This window comes from Brevundimonas sp. (assembly GCF_018608325.1).
Taxonomy (GTDB): Bacteria; Pseudomonadota; Alphaproteobacteria; order Caulobacterales; family Caulobacteraceae; genus Brevundimonas.
Genome location: NZ_JABAZW010000175.1, coordinates 1 through 19,943 on the forward strand (window position 1 = coordinate 1; position 19,943 = coordinate 19,943).

The following is a 19,943-nucleotide window of genomic DNA, read 5'->3' on the forward strand; positions in this document are numbered from 1 at the left end:
GCTGGTGCCCCTGTCGAGCTGGGCCGCGCCGGGTTCGACGGTGGTGGTCGCCGTTCGTCAGAAGATCGCGCCGGGCTGGCACACCTACTGGCGCAATCCCGGCGATTCCGGCGGGCCGACCACGCTGGACTGGACCCTGCCGCAAGGGGTGAAGGCGGGCGGCATCACCTGGCCCCTGCCGGAGCGTCAGCGCCTGCTGAGCCTGATCAACTACGGCTATTCCGGCGAGGTCTATCTGCCGGTGACGATCGAGGTTCCGGCCTCGGCGCGACCGGGAACGACCCTGCCCCTGATCGCCGACGCCCTGTTCCTGGTGTGCAGCGACCAGATGTGCGTGCCGGTGCCGATGCAACTGCGGCTGGACCGGTGCGCGAAGGCGCGCCGCCGCTGGATGCGAAACATGGTGCGGCGGTTCAGGCCGTGCTGGAGGCCGCGCCCCGTCCCGCAGGGATTGATGCGGCCGTTTCCCTGTCGAACGGCGTCCTGACCCTGAGCGCCACAGGCGGACCGCTGGCGGAGGCCAAGATCAGCCGCGCCCACTTCTTCCCGTTCGAAGGCGGGATCATCGACCACGCCGCCGACCAGACCGCCCAGCGCGGCGCGAACGGCCTGACCCTGTCGCTGGCCCAGGGCGGCGAGATCCGCGCCAAGGGGCTGAACGGCCCGATCTCCGGCGTTCTGGCCACCGACATCGGCGCCTGGGAGATCACGGCCAAACCCGGTCCGGCGCTGGCGGGCGCGTCGGGTCAGGGATCGCTGTCCGGCGAGGCGGGCGGTGGCAAGCCCTCATCTACGCTCGATCTGGCGGGCATCGCCCGGTCGGCCCTGTTCGCCCTGATCGGCGGTCTGATCCTGAACCTGATGCCCTGCGTCTTTCCCATTCTGGCGATGAAGGCCGCGTCGCTGGCCGCCACCGCCCATCAGGCCCGAGAGGCGCGCCGAGACGGCCTGCTGTTCGGCGTCGGGGTTCTGGCGACCTTCCTTGTTCTGGCGGGGCTTCTGCTGGCGTTGCGGGCAGGGGGGCAGGCCATCGGCTGGGGCTTCCAGTTACAGTCGCCCGCCGTCATCGCTGGTCTGTCGCTGCTGATGCTGGCCGTGGGTCTGAACCTGTCGGGCGTCTTCCAGATCGGGGCTGGTCTTCAGGGCGCAGGCTCGGGACGCCTGTCGCGCCTGTCGGGCGGGGCGGGGGCCTTCTTCACCGGGGTTCTGGCGGTGGTGGTCGCGGCGCCCTGCACGGCGCCCTTCATGGCGGCGGCGCTGGGCGCAGCCCTGCTGATGCCCTGGCCCGCGGCCCTTCTGGTCTTCCTGATGCTGGGGCTGGGTCTGGCCCTGCCCTATGTGGCGATCAGCTTCTCGCCGGGTCTGCTGCGGCGCTTCCCGCGTCCGGGGCCGTGGATGGACCGGCTTAAGGGTCTGCTGGCGTTTCCCATGTATGGGGCGGCGCTGTGGCTGGCCTGGGTGTTTTCGCGCCAGACCGGAGCGGATGGTCTGGGCCTGCTGCTGATCGCGGGGCTGACGGCGGCGCTGGGTCTGTGGCTGTTCGGCCTGACCCAGACCGAGCGGGCGCATGGGCGTAAAGGCCTGATCGCCGGTCTGGCCGCCGTCATCGTGCTGGCGGCGACACTGGGTCTGGCGGTTCTGGCAGGGCGTTCGCCGGTGGTGGATGACGGCCCCTCCAGCGAAGGACGGGCCCTGTCGGCCCAGCCCTGGTCCGCCGAGGCGGTCAGCGCAGCGCAAGGCGAAGGGCGTCCGGTGCTGGTCAACTTCACCGCCGACTGGTGCGTGACCTGCAAGATCAATGAGCGCGCCGCCCTGTCCTCGCCGCGCGTGGCCGAGGCCCTGCAACAGGCGAACGCCGTCTATATGGTCGGCGACTGGACCCGCCGCGACGACGCCATCACTCATGAGCTGGAACGGCGCGGGCGTTCGGGCGTGCCGCTGTATCTGCTGTATCCGGCAGGGGGCGGCGAGCCGCGCATCTTGCCGCAGCTGCTGACGGAAGGCGTGGTGATAGACTCCCTGAAGTCGGCGCGCTGACGCCGACCCTGAACATGGGGGAGTGTCTGAATGCTACGCCGTCTGTTTGTCGTCGCCGCCTCTACGGCGCTGTTAGCCGCCTGCCAGCAGCAGGCCGCCGCGCCCGCCGCTGAAAACGCCGCCGCACCTGCTGCGGCTCAGGAGGGGCTGGCCCCCGCCTTCACCCTGGTCGACGCCGACGGGGTGCAGCGTTCGCTGGCGGATTTCCGGGGCAAGACCGTGGTTCTGGAATGGACCAACGAGGGCTGTCCCTATGTCCAGAAACACTACACCGGCGCGATGCAGGCCCTGCAGCGCGAGGCCTTGGCGGATGGGGTGGTCTGGCTGACCATCGTCTCGTCGGCGCCGGGCACGCAGGGCTTCGTTGAGGGAGATACGGCCCGCGCCTACAAGGCCAAGCACCAGTCGGCCTATGCCCATCTGCTGCTGGACCCGACCGGCGAGGTCGGCAAACTGTATGGGGCCAAGACGACGCCGGACATGCGGGTGATCGATGCGCAAGGGCGGCTGGTCTTTGAGGGTGGCATTGATGATCGTCCGACCAGCAAGGTCGAGGATCTGGAGGGGGCGAACAACTTCGTCCGCGCCGCGCTGGAGGATGTGAAGGCCGAACGTCCGGTCCGCACCGCCTTCGCCCAGCCCTATGGCTGCGCGATCAAATACCCGGAGACGGTGACGGGCTGAAACCCGTCACCTGTGCCGCCGTAGGATCGGCCTCAAGTAGCGCGAAGCGCGATAGGCCTAATAATGATCAGACTTCCGGCTGAGGCGGGGCGGTGATGACTTCGACGTTGTCGTTCAGCAGATAGGACAGCTCCGACAGGGCCACGGCGCGTTCGGCGGGGGTGGTTGCGGCCTGAACGGCGGCGATCTTCTTGGGGATGTCCTCGGAGATGCCGCGCAGGATGCATTTCAGGTCGCCGTCGGTGCCGCGCTCCTTCAGGATCAGGTGGCCCTGCATGTCCAGTTGGGACAGGGCGTCGGCCTGGGTCTTGAAGCCGGCGAAGGCCTGACCGGTGAAGAAGGCGGCGTCATCGGCGGCCTTGGACGCGGCCCAGCCGTCGACGATGGACTTCAGCGAACCGGAGCGGGCGATGATGTCGGCGAACAGCGGCTCTCCCGCCACGGAAACGGGTGCGCCGACCGCTGCGGGGGGCTGTTCGGCGGCAAGCGCCACAGCAGGATTGGACATCGCCAGGGCGATTGTGAGAGCAAGGCCGCAGGACATGGGCTGACTTCCTGTTTCATCGTCGGTTAGGACGTTGAACCGGTGTAACCCTGAGCCGTAAACGAGAGTTTACCTTCTTCGCTCCCCAGAGGACTGCCTGATGACGCGCGACGACGCCTGGAAGACTTTTGACCGCACCGCAGCCGACGCTGGCCGAACGCGCATTGTCGATCAGTTCGCCGCAGACGCCGGGCGGCTGGAGCGGATGTCGGTCGAGGCGGCGGGCCTCTATCTGGACCTGTCGAAACAGAGCTGGACGCGCGAGGCGTTCGAGGCCTGTCTCGATCTGGCCCGCGCCAGCGATGTCGAGGGACGGCGCGCGGCCCTGTTCGCGGGCGAGGCGGTCAATCTGACGGAAGGCCGTGCAGTGCTGCACCCGGCCCTGCGTGCGCCGGTCGGCGCCGATTATCAGGCTCTGGGCGAGCCGGTGTCGGCGGAAGTGGACGCCGTGCGCGCCGAGATGCAGGCCTATGCCGAGGCTGTGCGGTCGGGCGCAGAGGCCGGGGCCACGGGCAAGCGGTTCAAGGCCATCGTCCATGTCGGCATCGGCGGATCGGATCTGGGGCCGCGCGTGATCTGGGACGCCCTGCGCCCGCTGGACCCGGCCATTGACCTGAGATTCGTCGCCAACATCGATCCGCGCGACATGGCCGAGGCCCTGACCGGTCTGGACCCCGAGACGACGCTGGTGGTGGTGGTGTCCAAGACCTTCACCACGCAGGAGACGCTGGCCAATGCCGAGGCGGCCAAGGCATGGCTGGCGGCGGCCCTGCCAGCCGACGGTCTGACCAAACATTTCATCGGCGTGACGGCGGCGCCCGGCAAGGCGGCCGCGTTCGGCTGTGGCCGCACCTTTGCATTCCGGGACTGGGTCGGCGGGCGGTATTCGCTGTGGTCGGCGGTCAGCCTGAGCTGCGCCATCGCCCTGGGCTGGGAGGTGTTCGAGGGCCTGCTGAACGGCGCGGCTGCGCTGGACGATCATTTCGTCTCGGCGCCGCTGGAGAAGAATGCGCCGGTGCTGCTGGCTCTGGCCCAGGTGTTCAATGTCGATGGTCTGAACCGTCCGGCGCGGACCGTGGCCCCCTATGCCCATGCCCTGCGCCGCCTGCCGTCCTTCCTGCAGCAGTTGGAGATGGAATCGAACGGCAAGCGGGTGCATCGCGACGGAACCCCCGTCACGCGCCAGACCTGCCCGGTGGTGTTCGGCGAACCCGGCACCAACGGCCAGCACGCCTTCTTCCAGCAGATCCATCAGGGACCGCAGGTGGTGCCCGCCGAGTTCGTGATCGTGGCCCGCACCCATGAGGACGCGCCGGAATCGCCGCTGTGGTCCAATGCTTTGGCCCAGGGACAGGCGCTGATGGTGGGCAAGTCGACCGAAGCCGCCAAGGCGGAAGGCCTGGCGCAGGGCTTGTCGGAAGAGGAGGCGACCCGGCTTTCGACCCACCGCACCTTCACTGGCGACCGACCCTCGACCGCCATCGTCATGGAGCGGCTGACGCCGCAGGCGCTGGGCGCGCTGATCGCCCTTTATGAGCACAAGACCTTTGTCGAGGGCGTGATCTGGGACATCAACAGCTTCGACCAGTGGGGCGTTGAACTGGGCAAGGTGCTGGCCAAGGCGATCCTGAGCGACGTCCACGCAGGCGGCCCGTCCGCCGACCTGGACCCCTCGACCGCCGCCCTGATGACGCGGTTGATGCAATGACGGTCGTCGCCGGGCGGTGGCAGAGGCTGGAGGGGCTGGCCCTTCTGGTCGTCGCCGTCCTGGCCTATCGGCAGGTTGAGCAGGGGTGGCTTCTGTTCGCCCTGCTGTTCCTTGCGCCGGACCTGAGCTTCTTCGGCTATCTGGCCGGGCCCCGGATCGGTGGTCTGATCTACAATCTGGCCCACAGCCTGATCGGCCCGCTGTTGCTGGCGGGCGCGGGGCTGGTTTCAGCCCATCCGCTGGTGACGGGGATCGCCCTGATCTGGCTGGCCCATATCGGGTTCGACCGGACGCTGGGCTATGGGCTGAAGTCGCCCGAGGCGTTCGAGATCACCCATCTGGGCCTGATCGGAAAGGCGCGAAAGAACCGCCCGTCATGACAAAAGGCCCGGTCGGAGGACCGGGCCTTTTGGTTTTATGATCGCTAACTCGACTACCAGCGGCGGTCGTAGCGGTAGTCGCGGTTGTTGTTGCGGCCATAGTCGCGACGGTCATAGCGTTGGTCGCGGCGGTCGGGGCCGTAGCGATAGTCATAGCCGTAGTCGCGGCTGTTGATGCCGTGCTCGCGTTCCCAGTGGCCCTGGTTCCGATAGCATTGGCCGCCACGATAATATTCGCAGTTGGAGCCGCGGTTGGAGGCGACTGCGCTCAGGGCTGCCCCGGCCAGTGCGCCGCCTGCAACATAGCTGCCGTCCCCGTTGCCGTAGATGGCCCCGGCGATGCCGCCGATGGCGGCGCCGAGCAGGGCGTTGCGGCCGGTGTCGTCGCGGCCGTTATGGCCGTTGTCGCGATAATCGCGGTAGCGGCTTTGGGCGTCTGCCGGGCTGGCGGCCATGATGGTGACAGCCATGAGCGGGACGAAGGCGGTGGCGGCGATCTTGCTGATGGTCTTCACGGCGCTGTCTCCTCTGAAACGGTGAACCGGTCGAACAGGCTGTTCATGACCGATGGTCTGACCTTCTTTTAGGGGGCGCCGTCTGAACGTGCTGCTGAGGCCTGTGTTCATCTTCAGTTCATCGCCCGCAGGCGCAGGCGGCCCTCCTTCAGGCAGGAGAACCGCCTGATCGTGGCGCTTAGCGCGCAGGCGGATAATGCATGGCCACATCCAGGGTCACGTCGCCGCTATCGGGCACGGTGAACTTGACCTGATCGAAGGTCGGGGCGGCGCGCAGGGTTTCGCCGTGCAACAGGCCCCAGCCCTCGCCCGGACGACCGTTGACCAGCGTCATGTCGCGATTGCCGTCCGTGTCGTGCAGGGCCGAGACGGAATAGTCGCCGGGGGTCACGCCATGCAGGGTGATGACCTGGGTTCCAGCCGGGGGCGCGGCGATGATCTCGCCATAGGAGCCCTCATGCTTGAGAAACTGGGTCGAGGTCTGCAGGCCAACCAGCAGATCGCCGCCCCGCGCCTGTACGCCGGTCAGGTTGATGGTGACATCGCCTGCGAGGGCAGCGCCCGCAGACATCAGGCTGGCGGTGAACAGGGCGGCGGCGACAAGCGACGCCTTCTGGAACGACTTCATTTTGCGTCTCCCTTTGTGGAGCAAAAGCCGGAATGGCCTCTCCAGTTCCACATGATGACAATGTACTTTGAAATATAAAGTAGATGGGGTCAAGCCTGCGACAAACGGGTTGTTTCTTCGCCGTCGTCTTGACGGTGTCACACCGCCCCCCTACTTGCCCGATGCGTTAGCACTCTCGCCGGTCGGCTGCCAAAAATGGTCGCTGCGGGTGTGCTGCTCACCATTTCAGAACACCCCGATTTCGGGGGTTTCATCAGGGAGAAGTCCGATGGCGTTCCGTCCGCTCGGCGACCGCGTGCTGGTCAAGCGCGTTGAAGAAGAATCCAAGACGAAGGGTGGGATCATCATCCCCGACACCGCCAAGGAAAAGCCGCAGGAAGGCGAAGTCGTCTCCGTCGGCCCCGGCGTCCGCGATGAAAGCGGCAAGGTCAATGCTCTGGAACTGAAGGCTGGCGACCGCATCCTGTTCGGCAAGTGGTCGGGCACGGAAGTGAAGATCGACGGCGACGACCTGATCATCATGAAAGAGTCGGACGTGCTTGGAGTGCTGAGCTAAGGCCCAGCCCTCAGTGGCGAGTGATTAGTGGCGAGTGGCGAGAAGGTTCCGGAATGGAGCCGCCGCCGTCGCCCCAGTTTCAGATCGCTCGCCACTCGTCACTAATCACTCGACACCTATTCAAAAGGAGCAGCCCGCATGGCCGCTAAAATCGTACAGTTCAACACCGACGCGCGCGACAAGATGCTGCGCGGCGTCAACGTTCTCGCCAACGCCGTCAAGGTGACCCTGGGTCCCAAGGGTCGCAACGTCGTGATCCAGAAGTCCTTCGGCGCCCCGCGCTCGACCAAGGACGGCGTGTCGGTCGCCAAAGAGATCGAGCTGGAAGACGCCTTCGAGAACATGGGCGCTCAGATGATCCGCGAAGTCGCTTCGAAGACGAACGACAAGGCGGGCGACGGCACCACCACCGCAACCGTTCTGGCTCAAGCCATCGTGCAAGAGGGCCTGAAGGCCGTCGCCGCCGGCATGAACCCGATGGACCTGAAGCGCGGCATCGACAAGGCCGTCGCCCTGGTCCTGCAAGAGATCAAAGACAAGTCCAAGCCGGTCTCGAACAACTCGGAAATCGCGCAAGTCGGCACCATCTCGGCCAACGGCGACTCGGAAATCGGTGAGCTGATCGCCCAGGCGATGGCCAAGGTCGGCAACGAAGGCGTGATCACCGTCGAAGAAGCCAAGACCGCCGACACCACCGTCGACGTCGTCGAAGGCATGCAGTTCGACCGCGGCTACCTGTCGCCCTACTTCATCACGAACGCCGACAAGATGGAGGTTCAACTCGAAGAGCCGCTCATCCTGCTGTTCGAAAAGAAGCTGACCTCGCTGCAAGCCATGCTGCCGATCCTGGAAGCCGTGGTGCAGTCGGGCCGTCCGCTGCTGATCATCGCTGAGGACATCGAAGGCGAAGCCCTGGCGACCCTGGTCGTCAACAAGCTGCGTGGCGGCCTGCGCGTCGCCGCCGTCAAGGCTCCGGGCTTCGGCGACCGCCGCAAGGCCATGCTGGAAGACATCGCCATCCTGACGGGCGGCCAGGTCATCGCTGAAGAAGTCGGCCTGACCCTGGAAAAGGCAACCCTGAACGACCTGGGCCAAGCCAAGCGCGTTGAAATCGGCAAGGAAAACACCACGATCATCGATGGCGCAGGCGATGCCCGCAACATCGAAGCCCGCGTGAAGCAAGTGCGTGCGCAGATCGAAGACACCACGTCTGACTACGACAAGGAAAAGCTGCAGGAACGTCTGGCCAAGCTGGCCGGCGGCGTTGCCGTTCTCCGCGTCGGCGGTTCGACCGAAGTCGAAGTGAAGGAAAAGAAGGATCGCGTCGACGACGCCCTGAACGCCACGCGCGCCGCGGCTGACGAAGGCATCGTTCCCGGCGGCGGCATTGCGCTGCTGAAGGCTTCGAAGATCCTGGCTGACGTCAAGGGTGACAACGCCGACCAGAACGCCGGCATCGCCATCATCCGTCGCGCCCTGCAGGCTCCGATCCGTCAGATCTCGGAAAACGCAGGCGTCGAAGGTTCGATCGTCGTCGGCAAGGTGCTGGAAAACGACCAGGCTTCGTTCGGCTTCAACGCCCAGACCGAAGAATACGGCGATCTGGTCCAGATGGGCGTCATCGACCCCGCCAAGGTTGTCCGCACGGCTCTGCAAGACGCCGCATCGGTCGCCGGCATCCTGATCACGACGGAAGCCGCCGTCGCTGATGCACCCAAGAAGGGCGGCGGCGCTGCTGCTCCTGACATGGGCGGCATGGGCGGCATGGGCGGCATGGACTTCTAAGTCCAAGCCATCCGACGCTGAAATACAGAAGGGCGGGGCCGCAAGGCTCCGCCCTTTTTGTTTGCCTAACTGCCGATCTCGCCGATCTCTCGACCCGCCAGACGCGCGCCTTCGACAATGTCGGGATCCGCACGGGCCGTGGCCAGAATCCAGTCGCGGAAGCGGGCGATTTTGGACTGAAGGCGACGACCGGGCGGGTAGCAGACCCAATAGCCCTCGGCCAAGGCGACGGTCTCGGTGAAGGGGCGCACCAGAAGGCCTAACTCGATCTCTCGCGTGTAAAGAATGGGCGATCCCAGAGACACGCCCTGATCGCCCATGGCGGCGGCAACTTCCATCGCCTGATTATCAGCGGTGAGGCGCGGCGGGGCGGCCGCATCGGCAGGGGTCACGCCTGCAGCCGCGAACCAGGCTGTCCATTCCGAAGGATCGCCGATCAGTTGCGCATGTTTCAGATCTTCTGGGCGACCGAGTTTCAGTCGGTCACGCATGGCCGGCGTGCATAGTGGGGTGAAGACGCCCGGCATCATGAAGCGACTTTCCAGTCCCGGCCAGCGACCTGAGCCGAAACGAATTGCCAGATCCAGTCTGTCTTCATTCAGGGTGGACAGGGTCGAACTCGTGCCGACCCGCACCGCTAGATCAGGATTGGCCAGCTGGAAGGCTCCCAGCCGCGTCGCCAGCCACTGGGTCGCCATGGTCTGCAGGGTGGTGATGGCCAGAACGCCCTGATCGGCGTCGGTCACCTCGGTCACCGCGCGTCGCAGCAGGCTGATGGCCTCGGTCGCCGCTGAGCTAAGCCGTTCACCCTCTGGCGTCAGGGCCACCTGTCGCGCACCGCGCACGAACAGGGCGCAGCCCAGCCGTTCCTCCAGATCGCGGATGCGCCAGCTGACCGCCGCCTGGGTCATGCCCAGCGTCTCTGCCGCGCGCGTGAAACTGAGCAGGCGCGCCGCCGCCTCGAACACCCGCAGGGCGTCTAGGGGAATGCGGGAAAGTATGTCTGACATAGCCTGACCTTATGTATCGGCGCCATCGTCTCGTTTGTCAGTCATGCGCGTCAAGCCCAATATGGCGGCAGGAAAGGAGATCAAGTCATGGAAGAAATGCACCGCACACATAAGGAACCCGTGTGGGGATGGGTGGACGAGATCGCCCTGATCGCCCGCGCCGTCCAGCACAGGCGCCAAACGCGCGCGCAGGCGCGGCCCTTGCCGATCCCCATGATGGGGCAGCCGAAAGCGGGGCTGGCGTCGGCGGACGGCAAGGGCTGCCGCTGATCTGAGGCCCGGATTTCACCTCAGGCACAACCTTTGCGCGCCTTCACGGTTCGAAAAGGCTGTCGTGCCAAGGTGAGACCATGACCCCCGTCCAGACACCTGCTGATCTTCGCCCCATCACAGCCCTGCGCTTCGGCGCGGCGATCTGGGTGGCCATCTACACCTTCTGGGAAAACCTGGCGGGCGCCGGGCATTCCGGTCTGGTGGACAAGGGCTATCTGGGGGTCGAGCTGTTCTTCGTCCTGTCCGGCTTCATCCTCAGCCACGTCTATCTGCAGGCGGCGGGTGAGAAGCAGTTCTCGTATCGCGGCTTCCTGTGGGCGCGGATCGCGCGGGTCTATCCGCTGCATCTGGCGACCCTGATCGGGGTGGGCCTGCTGGCCGCAGCCGCCCTGATCGCGGGCATGAGCGTGGACGGCAATGTGCTGAGCTGGCCGTCGCTGCCCGCCAATCTGCTGATGCTGCACGCCTGGGGGCTGGCGCCGGTGGCGGGGTGGAACCATCCGTCCTGGTCGATCTCGGCCGAATGGTTCGCCTATCTGTGCTTCCCGCTGTTCGCCTTTGTCTTCTGGCGCCTGCGCAACAAGCCGGTGGCGGCGGTCGTGGGGGCGGCGGCCTTCCTGACTGTGCTCTATTTCGTCTTCGAACAGGTCGCGGGCTTTCCCCTGACCGAGGCGACCTTCCGCTGGGGCGCGCTGCGGATCGTGCCGTGTTTCGCGTTGGGCTGCGCCCTGTACCTTGTCTATCGCCGGGCGCCGCTGAAGGCGCCGTGGACGGCGACGGCTGTATCCTTCGCCCTGATGATCCTGAGCGCCGCCTTGGGTCTGTGGGACGGGATCACCGTCCTGTTCGCCGGTGCGCTGATCCTGTCATTGGCTTCGCTGCCGAATGAGCGGGCAGGGGTGCTGGCGTCCAAGCCCGCCGTCTATCTGGGGGAGATCAGCTACTCGGTCTATATGGTCTGCGTGCCGTGGAAACTGCTGTCGATCAATCTTGCGGCCAAGCTGACGGACGCCCCCGACAAGCAACTTCACGTTTTTGTGTGGTTGGCGATTCTGGCGCTTCTGCCTGTGGTTGCGGCGGTGTCGTACCACCTCGTCGAATACCCGGCCCGCAAGGCTTTGCGGGGAATGGCCGAACGACGGAAATTGGCGTCAAGTCAGAAAAAATCCAACGGCGATACGCCGGAAAGGGTTTTCCAATCCTGACAGAGTGTGGTGTAACCGCCACATCGACGGGCAGCATATAGTTCCAGCATGTTTAAACGGCTCAAAGCCGCTGCGGTTGCAGCGACCCTAGGTTTCGTCACGCTGGGCGCCGTCCCCTCTGCAGCGAATGCTAGTGAGCCGTATTGGCAGTGCGTGACCTTCGCGCGCATGTTCTCGGGCATCAACATCTTCGGCGACGCCTGGACCTGGTGGCGCCAGGCCACCTCGAACTTCCGCACCGGCAAGGCGCCTGAGACCGGTTCGGTCCTGGTCTTCCGCCCCGAGGGCCGCATGAGCCGGGGCCACGTCGCCGTCGTTTCCGACATCCTGACCGACCGCGTTGTCCGCGTGACCCACGCCAACTGGGGCGGCAGCCGCGGCAAGGTCGAAGAGAACGTCACCGTCGTCGACGTCTCGCCCGCCAACGACTGGTCGCAGGTCAAGGTCTGGTACAACCCGATCAACGGCCTGGGCACCACGGTCTATCCGACCTACGGCTTCATCTACAAAGGCGCACGTGACGCCTTCGACGCAGGCCGCCAGATCGCCGCCAATGCGACGGCGCAGCCCCAGGCGCCGGGCCAGCACTAAGCCCGACTTGCGCGCCATCCCCTTGCAGGCGATAGGCGTGGCATGACCCAATCCAGCGATATCACCTACGCCGGTTATCTGGCGTTGGACGACCTGCTTTCGACCCAGCATCCGCTGTCGGACGAACACGACGAGATGCTGTTCGTCGTCATCCACCAGACCAAGGAACTGTGGCTCAAGCAGATCCTGCACGAGGTGGCCCTGGCCCAGACCATGGTGCGCAGCGGCGATCTGGTGCCCGCCTACAAGAGCCTGGCGCGGGTGTCGCGCATTCAGGCGGTGATGACCCAGAGCTGGGACATCCTGTCGACCATGACCCCGTCCGACTATCTGCGGTTCCGGGGTTCGTTGGGGTCGTCCTCCGGCTTCCAGAGCGATCAATTCCGCCGGTTCGAGGCCATGCTGGGCCTGAAGGACTCCAGCTTCCTGAAGTTCCACGTCGACCGGCCTGAGGCCCATGAGGCCCTGAAGGCCGCCATCGCCGCGCCCAGCCTGTATGACGACGCTCTGGCCCAGCTGGCCGTCGCGGGCCTGCCTGTGCCGGCTGCGGTGCTGAACCGCGACGTGACCCAGCCCTATGAGCCGTCAGAGGCGGTCGAGGCGGCCTGGCTGGAGGTTTACCGCGACACCGAGCGCTGGTGGCCGCTGTACCAACTGGCGGAGAAGCTGGTCGATCTGGACGACGCCCTGCTGACCTGGCGGCATAAGCATGTGGTGACGGTCGAGCGGATCATCGGCCGCCGTCGCGGCACCGGCGGGACGGAGGGGGCGGCCTATCTGGCCTCGACCCTGACCAAGCGCTGCTTCCCTGAACTGTGGTCGCTGCGGACCAAGCTCTGACGCTGTTTTGATCGCGGCGCGGCAACCTTCGCTGCGCCCGTTCATTTCGCCGGTTCACCGCAAATGCGGAAAGGAGCGAGCGAGATGAGCAATCCCAACGCCCATGACATCAAGGTCCTGAACGGACTGATCGAAACCGCCCTGGACAGCGCGGACGGCTATCGCGAGGCTGCCGAGGAAGCGCGCGACGATCATTACCGCAGCCTGTTCGAGCAACGCAGCGCCGAACGCCAGCGCGTGGTCGATGATCTGTCCGCCGCCGTGCGCGGCATGGGCGGCGACCCGGAGGTGCACGGCTCCATCCTGGCCAAGGCCCATCGCGCCTTTCTGGACGTGAAACATGCCCTGCTGCGTAATGATGATTCCGTCGTCGGTTCGATCAACAGCGGCGAAAGCTTCATCGCCGACAAGTTCGAGAGGGCGCTGGAGGACAAGGCCATATCGGCGACGACGCGCGAGACGGTGCGTCGGGCCTATGCGTCGGTGAAGGCCGAACACGACCAGATGGAGGCCCTGAAACACAGCCTGGAGGGCCAGAGGGACGACGCCAATCCCCTGTTTCCGCACTAGGATCAATCGACACTCAGCCCAAACCGTCATTCCGGGGCGTCCATAGGACGAACCCGGAACCCAGGAGGCTCGCAATCCGGCGCCGAATACGTCCAGAAACGGTGTCGCAGCCCTGGGTTCCGGGTTCTTCGCTTCGCTTAGCCCCGGAATGACGATCTAAGATTTCGGTCGGCTGAATGCCGATTGAACCTAGGCGATGAAACGGGCGCAAAGAAAAAGGCCCCGGCGGTGATCCGCCGGGGCCTTCGTCATTTCAGTCAGAAGCAGGATTTATGCTTCTTCGCTGGGCTTGTCGGTCGAACCGGTGACCGGAACGACGGCGCCCTTGGCCGGACGAACCGTCTGACGCTCGGCGATACGCGCCGACTTACCGCGACGGTCGCGCAGGTAGTACAGCTTGGCGCGACGCACGACGCCGCGGCGCTTCACTTCGATCGACTCGACGTTCGGCGACAGGATGGGGAACTTGCGCTCGACGCCTTCGCCGAACGAAATCTTGCGGACCGTGAAGGTCTCGTTCACGCCGCCGCCGTCACGGGCGATGCAGACGCCTTCGAAGGCCTGAACGCGCTCGCGCTCGCCTTCCTTGATCTTCACGTTGACGCGCAGGGTGTCGCCGGGCTGGAAGTCCGGGATCTTGCGGTCGCCCAGAACGCGGGCTTTTTCTTCTGCAGCGAGCTGCTGAACGATGTTCATTCTATTTCTCCTTGAGCTTTGCGCTCTTTACCTGTGATTTGGCGGAATGCGCTTCCCAGAGGTCTGGGCGGCGTTCCCGCGTCGTTAGCTCCCGTTGCGCCTGACGCCATTGGTCGACCTTCTTGTGGTCGCCCGACAGCAGCACCTCGGGAATATCCAGCCCCTCGAACGTCCGCGGTCGCGTGTACTGCGGGTGTTCCAGAAGCCCATCCTCGAAGCTTTCGGACGACAGGCTGTCGCCTGAGCCGAGCACGCCGGGGATCAGTCTTACGCACGCTTCAATCGCGACCATCGCCGCCGCCTCGCCGCCGGCGAGAACCGCGTCTCCGACCGAGACCTCCTCGAACCCGCGTGCGTCGAGCACCCGCTGGTCCACCCCCTCGAAACGGCCGCACAGCACGACGATCCCGTCGGCTTTCGCCCATTCCTTGACGCGCGCCTGGGTCAGGGGCCTGCCCCTGGCGCTCATGTACAAAAGCGGCCGCTTGGGTCCCGACAGGCTATCCACCGCCCGGGCCACAACGTCCGCCTTAAGCACAGCACCCGGCCCGCCACCCGCAGGGGTGTCGTCCAGGAAGCCGCGCGTATCTGTGGAAAAGGCGCGGATGTCAACCGTTTCAAGGTCCCACAGCCCCCTCTCGCGCCACGCCGTGCCGATCAGCGACACGCCAAGCGGGCCGGGAAAGGCGTCGGGAAACATGGTCAGGACGGTCGCGGTAAAGGGCATGGCGGCGGCTCATACAACAAACCCGCAGGAAATGCGCGTCAGCAGATCACCTGCGCCATGCCGATGGATTTCGGCGTGGTCGGCTCGAAGCCGTATTGCGCGTAAAGTCGGTTCGCCTCTCCGTCTGCGATCAGGCTGACGTAGGCGCCGCGAGCCTCACCGCGCAGTCGGTCCATCAGGGCCGCCATGATCGCCTTTCCAAGACCGCGCCCCTGATGCGCAGGCTCGATCGCCATGTCGACGATCTGGAAGAACAGACCGCCGTCGCCGATGATCCGGCCCATGCCGACGGCCTGACCGTCCCGGCGCACCACGACGGCGAACCAGGTGTTGGGCAGGCCCGCGACCGCGTTCGCCTCGGCCTTTGTGCTCAGACCGGCATTGAGCCTGAGCCGAAGATAGTCTGTGACGGACGGCGTCTCTGCGGTCAGTTCATAACCCTCGATCATGCCGTGGGCGCCCCGCCCCCTGCCGCGATCCAGGCGTTGACCTGATCCTCCAGCACATCCAGCGGAACCGAGCCTGAGCCCAGCACCACGGCGTGGAAGTCCTTGATGTCGAACCGGGCGCCCAGGGCGGCGCGGGCCTTGTCGCGCAGTTCCTCGATCTTCAGTTCGCCGATCTTGTAGCTGGTCGCCTGACCGGGGTTGGTGATGTAGCGCTCGACTTCCTTGACGATGTCGCGTTCCGACAGCAGCGAGTTCTGGCGGAAATAGTCGATCGCCTGTTCGCGGCTCCATTGCTTGGCGTGCAGGCCGGTGTCGGTCACCAGACGCACGGCGCGCCACAGCTCGGTCGAGAGGCGGCCGAAGTCGGAATAGGGGTTCTGATAGAAGCCCATCTCCTTGCCCAGACGCTCGGCATACAGGCCCCACCCTTCCGCGTATGCGCCATAGCCGCCGAAGCGGCGGAAGCGCGGCAGGCCCTCGATCTCCTGCGCATAGGCGATCTGGAAGTGGTGGCCCGGCGCCCCCTCGTGATAGCTGATGCCCTCGATCTGGGGCTTCAGAACCTGGGTCATGTCCGACAGGTTCACGTAATAGATGCCGGGGCGCGAACCATCGGGGGCAGGGGCGTTATAGAAGGCGATGGCCGCCGTCGCCTCGCGGAACGGCTCGACCGCGCGCACCTCCAGCGCCGCCTTGGGCAGGGTCGAGAACCACTGCGGCGCCACGTCCATCACCTGGGCGACGAAGGCGCGGGCGTCGGTCAGATACTGTTCCTTGCCCTCAGCCGTGTTCGGATACTGGAAGCGGGGATCGGTCTTCAGGAAGACGAAGAAGTCCTGCAACGAGCCGGTGAAGCCGATCTGGGTCTTGACCGCCTCCATCTCGCGCTGGATGCGAGCGACTTCGTTCAGGCCGATCTGGTGGATCTGGTCGGCGGTCAGGTCGGTCGTGGTCGAGAGCTGGAGCCGGGCGTTGTAATAGGCCTCGCCCTGCGGCAGGCGCCAGACGCCTGCGTCGCTGTCGGCCAGCGGCTGAACTTCGGTCAGGGCGGTCAGAACCGTCTCGAACCCACGCTTATAAGAGCCGGTCAGGGCGGTGCGCGCCGAAGCCAGCAGGCGGTCCTTGGTCGCCTGATCCGCATCAAGTCCGGCGACCTTCTTCTGGAAGTCAGCCCAGACCGGGTTGTCGGCGCCGGTGTCGAACGGGGCGCCGGTGATGACGTTGCGGGTGCTGTCCAGTGACGGTTGGAAGACGAACCGGGGCGAGACGACGCCCTCTGCCGCGCGGGTCTTGAGGGTGGCGGCGACCTGATCCATCTGGCGCTGGGCGTCATTCAGGCGGGCCACATAGGCCTCGGCGTCCGAGACGCTGGCGACGCGGTGATTATTGATCAGGAAGACCGGCAGGCTGGTGGTCGGGTTGCCCATGGCCGTGAACTGGAAGCTCCAGTTGCGCCATTGGTTCGATATCCGCGCCTGATCGACGCCGTATTCGAACATCCGCCACGACAGTTTGGCCTGCGGGCTGAGCCTGGCCGGATCGAACTGGGCCTTCATCTGGGCCAACTGAGCTTCCTGCAGCGCCAGCGACCGTTCGGCGGCGGCGTCGGAGACATCATCCAGCTTGTCATAATCGGTCTTCAGACCCAGGGCATTGAGCGTTGGCGCGACCGTCTGATTGAAGAGGGCGATGCGGGCCTGGAAGGCCTGTTCGAAGAAGGCGTTCAGCCGGGCGTCTTCGCTCTGGGCCGCTGCGGCTGGAGCAACGGGAGCGGTCTGGGCCAGGGCAGGCGCGCCGGACAGGACGGCCATGGCCGCCACGGACGAAATCAGGAAACGACGCATCAACTACCCCTCAGAAGCGAAGCAGGCAGCTTCGCCGCCATCGTCGCCCGGCGCAATGGCCCCTTGTGTTCCGGCATTGCGGTGTTCCGTCGCTGTCAGGCGCCGACGTCATGCAACCTGAAACCCTGATCGGCGTTCCGACAGCTTGACCATACCAAAAAGGGGTTCTCTCCATGCGCAAGATCATCGCTCTGTCCATCGTCGCCGCCGCTCTGGCCGTGTCGGCCTGCAACACCATTTCCGGCGTCGGACGCGACGTGGCGGCTGCCGGTTCGGCTGTCAGCTCGACCGCCGAGAGCGCCAAGAAATAAGCAACTGAGTCACACCTGGGGCTGGTCGGTCCTGCAGGGTTCGGCGGTTCTCGGCGCCGTCATGTGACGGTGTTATGTTCGGCCTGACCTCAACGGGAGACGACTATGGGCTTTCTAGAAAACGTGCTCAGCGGCCTGGGCGACAATGCACCGGGCGGCGCGAGCGGACTGGGCGGCGTGGCTGACCTGCTTAAAGGGCAGGGCGGCGTTGGCGGTCTGGTCGAGAAGTTCGGTCAGGCGGGCCTGGGCGACGTCGTCGGATCATGGATTGGCAAGGGCGCCAACGCCGCGATTTCAGCCGACCAGATCCAGGCCGTCATCGGCCACGGCCCCATCGCCGACATCGCCGCCAAGATGGGCGTCTCGCCCCAGCAGGCCAGTGTCGTCCTGGCGGGCCTGCTGCCGCAGGTCATCGACCACCTGACGCCCGCCGGCAAGGTCGCAGGATCAGACGACCTGCTGGGTCAACTGACCGGCGGTCTTGGCGGAGCGCTGGGTGGAGCCTTGGGCGGAAATCTGGGCGGCGTACTGGGCGGCCTGCTCAAGCGCTGAGGGTCTTGGCCGCCTTTCGCGTCTCAAGGGTCAGTCTGATCCATTCGAAGATGCAGAAGATGATGGCGATCACGCCCAGTGCGGCGGCGAACTGGAACATCGGCGCGAAACCCGCCCGGTCGACCAGTTCGCCGAGCGGCGCGCGGCCCAGGGTGCCGATCAACAGCGCCAGCGACGTGAAGACGGCGAACTGAACCGCGCCGAACATCCGGTTCGACAGGGCTGACAGATAGGCCACGAAGGCGGCCCCGGCGAAGCCGCCTGCAATATTCTCGCCCGCAATCGCCGCCATCAGACGGGCCAACGGCTCGCCGATTCCGAAGACCCCGAACAGGGAATAGAGGCCGGTCGCCCGCATGAACGGGTCGATGACCGGCGCGCCCAGCGCCAGATCCATCATCAGCAGATTGGTCGCGGCGCTGACGATGGCGCCGATCAGCAGGCAGGGCATCCGCCCGATGACCAGCAGAGCCCAGCCGCCAAGCGCGATGCCCAACAGGGTCATGAAGACGCCGAATGTCTTGGACGCCAGTGCCACCTCGGTCATGGTGTGCCCCAGGGCGCCGCCCTCGGTTCCCATATAGAAGGGATAGGCGAACGGACCCCAGACGCCGTCGGCGATCCGGTAGCTGAGGATCAGCCCCAGCACGATCAGCGCGCCCCAGCCCAGACGGCCCATCAACTCCACCAGAGGCGCGAGGATGGCGTCATAGAAACGGTCGCCCAGTCCGCTGACCTGTGCGGTCGTGGCGGAGGAGGTTTTGCGACCGCGCCAGACCAGCGCGCCCGCCAGACCCGCAGGCAGCAGCACGGCGGCGGTCACGATCCACGGACCCCAGGTCTGGATGAAGGTTCCCGCACTTGGTGCAGGCGTCGTGGTCAGGGCCGAGATCATGAAGTTGACCAGCATGAAGGCCGCCCAGGCCCAGGCCAGCAGGGTGATGATCAGGGCGGCGCGGCGCAGGCCGGGCGTGGCGACGCGTTCACGGGCGATGGCCTGTGCGGCCTCGCGTTTGGGCTCGGGCGCGATCAGGGCGCCGATCAGACCCAGCCCCATCAGGCCTGAACCGATCAGGAAGGTCGAAGGCCAGCCAAGCACGTCCGCCAGCACCAGCGCGCCAGCGCCGCCGACCAGGGCCGCTGTGCGGAAGCCCAGTTGATAGACCGCCGACAACAGGTCCACTGGCGCATTGTCGTCCGCCGCCTCGATCCGCCAGGTGTCGATGACGATGTCCTGTGTCGCCGAGACAAAGGCGCCGACCGCCGCGGCCAGAGCCAGGGCGCCGATGGCGTTGCTGGCGGGGTGGGACATGGCGATGACGACGAAGGTTGCAGCCAGGATGATCTGGCAGACGATCATCCACGACCGTCTCTGTCCCAGTCGGCCAACACCGGGCAGACGCAGACCGACAGCCGGGGACCAGAGGAATTTGAAGGCGCCAAACAGGCCGACCCACGACAGGACGCCGATCGTGGCCACTGACACGTCAACCGCGGACAGCCAGGCGTTCAGCGTGCCGAACAACATGGCGAAGGGCAGGCCGGACGAAAAGCCCAGCAGCAGCATGGCCAGGGTGCGCCGCTCGCGGAAGGCGGCCTTCAGAACGCCCAGACCCTTGGGCTGGGGACGCAGGGCCGCGACCTCAGAGGCGGGCGTTGTGGTCGGGTCGGTCATGCACGGCTCCGGCGGCGGCCGGAACACGGGCGCCTGATTTCATCCGACCTTGGCGTGTCCGTCGGCGTTCGTCCAGCGGGCCAGCGCGGCGCGGAGCGAGGCGGCGTCCAGCGGCTTGACCAGATGGTCGTTCATCCCGGCCTCCAGACAGGTGCGGCGGTCCTCGGCGAAGGCGTTGGCGGTCAGGGCCAGGATCGGCGTCGAATCACCGGCGGCGCGTATGGCGCGGGCGGCGGCGGGGCCATCCATGCCCGGCATCCGCATGTCCATGAAGACCAGATCATAGCGGGCGCGGCTGACGGCCTCGACCGCCTCGGCGCCCGTGGCGGCGGTTTCGACGACGCAGCCTTCGCGTCGCAACAG

24 protein-coding genes are annotated in these 19,943 nt (G+C 65.9%); 14 read left to right on the forward strand and 10 right to left on the reverse strand.

Features of this window, described 5'->3' with window-relative positions; genetic code table 11:
• The 3 genes from QZ281_RS17580 to QZ281_RS17590 form a co-directional block, all read left to right on the forward strand.
• A partial coding sequence (locus tag QZ281_RS17580) for a protein-disulfide reductase DsbD domain-containing protein (protein ID WP_292230752.1) occupies positions 1–487 on the forward strand: 487 nt, incomplete at its 5' end.
• A gap of 401 nt (positions 488–888) precedes the next feature.
• Positions 889–2,037 (forward strand): thioredoxin family protein, encoded by a 1,149-nt coding sequence (locus QZ281_RS17585; protein ID WP_292230815.1) that lies wholly within the window; start codon positions 889–891, stop codon positions 2,035–2,037.
• 30 nt (positions 2,038–2,067) lie between these two features.
• The gene (locus QZ281_RS17590) at positions 2,068–2,721 is read left to right on the forward strand and encodes a thioredoxin family protein (protein ID WP_292230757.1); all 654 of its coding nucleotides are present in this window, start codon (positions 2,068–2,070) and stop codon (positions 2,719–2,721) included.
• Positions 2,722–2,788: 67 nt separating this feature from the next.
• Here the strand turns inward: QZ281_RS17590 and QZ281_RS17595 are convergent, their stop codons facing one another.
• Entirely contained in the window at positions 2,789–3,265 is a 477-nt protein-coding gene (locus tag QZ281_RS17595; RefSeq protein ID WP_292230760.1) for a hypothetical protein, read from the reverse strand.
• Between the two features lie 100 nt (positions 3,266–3,365).
• Between QZ281_RS17595 and pgi the strand changes: the two genes are divergently transcribed.
• Positions 3,366–4,973, forward strand: a complete 1,608-nt coding sequence (pgi, locus tag QZ281_RS17600; RefSeq protein ID WP_292230763.1) for a glucose-6-phosphate isomerase — start codon at positions 3,366–3,368, stop codon at positions 4,971–4,973.
• Positions 4,970–5,353, forward strand: coding sequence for a DUF4260 domain-containing protein (locus tag QZ281_RS17605; RefSeq protein ID WP_292230765.1), 384 nt, complete (start codon positions 4,970–4,972; stop codon positions 5,351–5,353). The genes pgi and QZ281_RS17605 overlap by 4 nt, the downstream gene beginning before the upstream one ends.
• A 53-nt stretch (positions 5,354–5,406) precedes the next feature.
• Here the strand turns inward: QZ281_RS17605 and QZ281_RS17610 are convergent, their stop codons facing one another.
• Together QZ281_RS17610 and QZ281_RS17615 are read right to left on the reverse strand one after the other, a co-directional pair.
• Complete coding sequence (locus QZ281_RS17610) at positions 5,407–5,868, reverse strand: hypothetical protein (protein WP_292230768.1); 462 nt, start codon at positions 5,866–5,868, stop codon at positions 5,407–5,409.
• 178 nt (positions 5,869–6,046) lie between these two features.
• Positions 6,047–6,496, reverse strand: a complete 450-nt coding sequence (locus QZ281_RS17615; RefSeq protein WP_292230770.1) for a DUF2141 domain-containing protein — start codon at positions 6,494–6,496, stop codon at positions 6,047–6,049.
• A gap of 268 nt (positions 6,497–6,764) precedes the next feature.
• Here QZ281_RS17615 and groES point away from each other — a divergent pair, with 268 nt between their 5' ends.
• Together groES and groL are read left to right on the forward strand one after the other, a co-directional pair.
• A complete protein-coding gene (gene groES / locus QZ281_RS17620; protein ID WP_008259448.1) occupies positions 6,765–7,052 on the forward strand; it encodes a co-chaperone GroES in 288 nt (95 codons plus the stop codon).
• Between the two features lie 138 nt (positions 7,053–7,190).
• Positions 7,191–8,837: a chaperonin GroEL gene (groL, locus tag QZ281_RS17625; RefSeq protein ID WP_292230773.1), complete on the forward strand. Its 1,647-nt coding sequence runs from the start codon at positions 7,191–7,193 to the stop codon at positions 8,835–8,837.
• 65 nt (positions 8,838–8,902) lie between these two features.
• On the opposite strand, the gene QZ281_RS17630 is transcribed toward groL, so the two are convergent.
• Positions 8,903–9,847: a LysR substrate-binding domain-containing protein gene (locus tag QZ281_RS17630; RefSeq protein ID WP_292230775.1), complete on the reverse strand. Its 945-nt coding sequence runs from the start codon at positions 9,845–9,847 to the stop codon at positions 8,903–8,905.
• Positions 9,848–9,934: 87 nt separating this feature from the next.
• On the opposite strand from QZ281_RS17630, the gene QZ281_RS17635 reads away from it, so the two are divergent.
• The 5 genes from QZ281_RS17635 (at position 9,935) to QZ281_RS17655 (ending at position 13,326) form a co-directional block, all read left to right on the forward strand.
• Positions 9,935–10,117, forward strand: a complete 183-nt coding sequence (locus QZ281_RS17635) for a hypothetical protein (protein WP_292230778.1) — start codon at positions 9,935–9,937, stop codon at positions 10,115–10,117.
• 80 nt (positions 10,118–10,197) lie between these two features.
• A complete protein-coding gene (locus QZ281_RS17640; RefSeq protein ID WP_292230781.1) occupies positions 10,198–11,325 on the forward strand; it encodes an acyltransferase in 1,128 nt (375 codons plus the stop codon).
• A gap of 153 nt (positions 11,326–11,478) precedes the next feature.
• Positions 11,479–11,916, forward strand: a complete 438-nt coding sequence (locus QZ281_RS17645; protein ID WP_292230784.1) for a CHAP domain-containing protein — start codon at positions 11,479–11,481, stop codon at positions 11,914–11,916.
• A gap of 42 nt (positions 11,917–11,958) precedes the next feature.
• Positions 11,959–12,756 (forward strand): tryptophan 2,3-dioxygenase, encoded by a 798-nt coding sequence (locus QZ281_RS17650; protein WP_292230786.1) that lies wholly within the window; start codon positions 11,959–11,961, stop codon positions 12,754–12,756.
• An 84-nt stretch (positions 12,757–12,840) separates the two neighbouring features.
• A complete protein-coding gene (locus tag QZ281_RS17655) occupies positions 12,841–13,326 on the forward strand; it encodes a PA2169 family four-helix-bundle protein (RefSeq protein ID WP_292230789.1) in 486 nt (161 codons plus the stop codon).
• A gap of 270 nt (positions 13,327–13,596) precedes the next feature.
• On the opposite strand, the gene rplS is transcribed toward QZ281_RS17655, so the two are convergent.
• From rplS to QZ281_RS17675, 4 genes are read right to left on the reverse strand one after another with little or no spacing between them, the layout of a single operon-like run.
• Positions 13,597–14,022, reverse strand: a complete 426-nt coding sequence (gene rplS, locus QZ281_RS17660) for a 50S ribosomal protein L19 (protein ID WP_292230792.1) — start codon at positions 14,020–14,022, stop codon at positions 13,597–13,599.
• Between the two features lies 1 nt (position 14,023).
• A complete protein-coding gene (gene trmD / locus QZ281_RS17665) occupies positions 14,024–14,749 on the reverse strand; it encodes a tRNA (guanosine(37)-N1)-methyltransferase TrmD (protein ID WP_292230795.1) in 726 nt (241 codons plus the stop codon).
• A 38-nt stretch (positions 14,750–14,787) separates the two neighbouring features.
• Positions 14,788–15,198, reverse strand: a complete 411-nt coding sequence (locus tag QZ281_RS17670; protein ID WP_292230798.1) for a GNAT family N-acetyltransferase — start codon at positions 15,196–15,198, stop codon at positions 14,788–14,790.
• Positions 15,195–17,042: a DUF885 domain-containing protein gene (locus QZ281_RS17675; RefSeq protein ID WP_292230800.1), complete on the reverse strand. Its 1,848-nt coding sequence runs from the start codon at positions 17,040–17,042 to the stop codon at positions 15,195–15,197. Before QZ281_RS17675 ends, QZ281_RS17670 begins: the two co-directional genes overlap by 4 nt.
• Before the next feature lie 173 nt (positions 17,043–17,215).
• On the opposite strand from QZ281_RS17675, the gene QZ281_RS17680 reads away from it, so the two are divergent.
• Together QZ281_RS17680 and QZ281_RS17685 are read left to right on the forward strand one after the other, a co-directional pair.
• Positions 17,216–17,353, forward strand: a complete 138-nt coding sequence (locus tag QZ281_RS17680; RefSeq protein WP_292230803.1) for an entericidin A/B family lipoprotein — start codon at positions 17,216–17,218, stop codon at positions 17,351–17,353.
• A 105-nt stretch (positions 17,354–17,458) separates the two neighbouring features.
• Complete coding sequence (locus QZ281_RS17685) at positions 17,459–17,905, forward strand: YidB family protein (protein ID WP_292230806.1); 447 nt, start codon at positions 17,459–17,461, stop codon at positions 17,903–17,905.
• On the opposite strand, the gene QZ281_RS17690 is transcribed toward QZ281_RS17685, so the two are convergent.
• Both QZ281_RS17690 and QZ281_RS17695 read right to left on the reverse strand, forming a co-directional pair.
• A complete protein-coding gene (locus QZ281_RS17690; protein ID WP_292230809.1) occupies positions 17,895–19,580 on the reverse strand; it encodes a beta-lactamase induction signal transducer in 1,686 nt (561 codons plus the stop codon). The two genes, QZ281_RS17685 and QZ281_RS17690, sit on opposite strands and share 11 nt — an antisense overlap.
• A 39-nt stretch (positions 19,581–19,619) precedes the next feature.
• Positions 19,620–19,943 (reverse strand): response regulator (locus tag QZ281_RS17695; RefSeq protein WP_292230812.1); only part of this gene is annotated, 324 nt, incomplete at its 5' end.

What these genes read in the sequence shown, in the direction of transcription:
- QZ281_RS17630 (WP_292230775.1), bottom strand. Translation starts at nt 9,847, where the DNA reads ATGTCAGACATACTTTCCCGCATTCCCCTAGACGCCCTGCGGGTGTTC.
- pgi (WP_292230763.1), top strand. Translation starts at nt 3,366, where the DNA reads ATGACGCGCGACGACGCCTGGAAGACTTTTGACCGCACCGCAGCCGAC.
- QZ281_RS17670 (WP_292230798.1), bottom strand. Translation starts at nt 15,198, where the DNA reads ATGATCGAGGGTTATGAACTGACCGCAGAGACGCCGTCCGTCACAGAC.
- groL (WP_292230773.1), top strand. Translation starts at nt 7,191, where the DNA reads ATGGCCGCTAAAATCGTACAGTTCAACACCGACGCGCGCGACAAGATG.
- QZ281_RS17605 (WP_292230765.1), top strand. Translation starts at nt 4,970, where the DNA reads ATGACGGTCGTCGCCGGGCGGTGGCAGAGGCTGGAGGGGCTGGCCCTT.
- QZ281_RS17585 (WP_292230815.1), top strand. Translation starts at nt 889, where the DNA reads ATGAAGGCCGCGTCGCTGGCCGCCACCGCCCATCAGGCCCGAGAGGCG.
- QZ281_RS17650 (WP_292230786.1), top strand. Translation starts at nt 11,959, where the DNA reads ATGACCCAATCCAGCGATATCACCTACGCCGGTTATCTGGCGTTGGAC.
- QZ281_RS17690 (WP_292230809.1), bottom strand. Translation starts at nt 19,580, where the DNA reads ATGACCGACCCGACCACAACGCCCGCCTCTGAGGTCGCGGCCCTGCGT.
- QZ281_RS17590 (WP_292230757.1), top strand. Translation starts at nt 2,068, where the DNA reads ATGCTACGCCGTCTGTTTGTCGTCGCCGCCTCTACGGCGCTGTTAGCC.
- QZ281_RS17675 (WP_292230800.1), bottom strand. Translation starts at nt 17,042, where the DNA reads ATGCGTCGTTTCCTGATTTCGTCCGTGGCGGCCATGGCCGTCCTGTCC.
- QZ281_RS17655 (WP_292230789.1), top strand. Translation starts at nt 12,841, where the DNA reads ATGAGCAATCCCAACGCCCATGACATCAAGGTCCTGAACGGACTGATC.
- groES (WP_008259448.1), top strand. Translation starts at nt 6,765, where the DNA reads ATGGCGTTCCGTCCGCTCGGCGACCGCGTGCTGGTCAAGCGCGTTGAA.
- trmD (WP_292230795.1), bottom strand. Translation starts at nt 14,749, where the DNA reads ATGCCCTTTACCGCGACCGTCCTGACCATGTTTCCCGACGCCTTTCCC.
- QZ281_RS17680 (WP_292230803.1), top strand. Translation starts at nt 17,216, where the DNA reads ATGCGCAAGATCATCGCTCTGTCCATCGTCGCCGCCGCTCTGGCCGTG.
- QZ281_RS17685 (WP_292230806.1), top strand. Translation starts at nt 17,459, where the DNA reads ATGGGCTTTCTAGAAAACGTGCTCAGCGGCCTGGGCGACAATGCACCG.
- QZ281_RS17615 (WP_292230770.1), bottom strand. Translation starts at nt 6,496, where the DNA reads ATGAAGTCGTTCCAGAAGGCGTCGCTTGTCGCCGCCGCCCTGTTCACC.
- QZ281_RS17635 (WP_292230778.1), top strand. Translation starts at nt 9,935, where the DNA reads ATGGAAGAAATGCACCGCACACATAAGGAACCCGTGTGGGGATGGGTG.
- QZ281_RS17640 (WP_292230781.1), top strand. Translation starts at nt 10,198, where the DNA reads ATGACCCCCGTCCAGACACCTGCTGATCTTCGCCCCATCACAGCCCTG.
- QZ281_RS17595 (WP_292230760.1), bottom strand. Translation starts at nt 3,265, where the DNA reads ATGTCCTGCGGCCTTGCTCTCACAATCGCCCTGGCGATGTCCAATCCT.
- rplS (WP_292230792.1), bottom strand. Translation starts at nt 14,022, where the DNA reads ATGAACATCGTTCAGCAGCTCGCTGCAGAAGAAAAAGCCCGCGTTCTG.